Annotated in this window: 1 protein-coding gene; it reads left to right on the forward strand. The window is 75.3% G+C overall.

Features of this window, described 5'->3' with window-relative positions:
- Positions 1–18 precede the first annotated feature (18 nt).
- Positions 19–588, forward strand: a 570-nt coding sequence (locus tag G3I40_RS43540) for an MraY family glycosyltransferase (protein WP_343245211.1), incomplete at its 3' end; no start/stop codon positions are given.

The raw sequence follows: 588 nt of genomic DNA on the forward strand, positions 1-588 counted from the left end.
ACCGGCACGGTCTCCGCCGTGGGGGCCGCCACCGGGCTCGCCCCGCTGGGCTCCACGACGGGCACCCTGCTGGTCGCCGCGGGCGCGGTCGCGCTGCTCGGCTTCCTCGACGACCTGCGGCCGATGGGCGCGCGGGCCCGGGTGATGGTGGAGGCCGGCGCCGCGACGGTCGTCGTGCACGGGCTCCAACTGGGCTTCGTGGTGGGCGCGTTGGCGGTGCTGTGGATCGTCTTCGTCACCAACGCCTTCAACCTGCTCGACAACTCAGACGGGGCGATGGCCGTCGTCGGCGTCATCACGGCGCTGGGCCTGTGCCTGTGCGCCGGGGCGCAGGGACTCGGCCCGCTCGCCCTGGTCCTCGGCCTGCTCGCCGCCTCGCTCACCGGATTCCTGCGGCACAACTGGCACCCGGCGCGCGTCTTCCTCGGCGACTGCGGTGCGCTGTTCACCGGGTTCCTGGTGGCCTGCGCCGCGCTGCTCGTGAACGCCGGGCACACCGCGCCCGCGTCGCTGGCCTCGCTGTTCGCGGTGACGGCCGTGGCGACCGCCGACGCCGTGCTCGTCATGGTGTCGCGGCGCCGGGCCGGC

Origin of the sequence: Streptomyces sp. SID14478 (assembly GCF_010548525.1) — a bacterium.
In the GTDB taxonomy this organism is placed as follows: domain Bacteria; phylum Actinomycetota; class Actinomycetes; order Streptomycetales; family Streptomycetaceae; genus Streptomyces.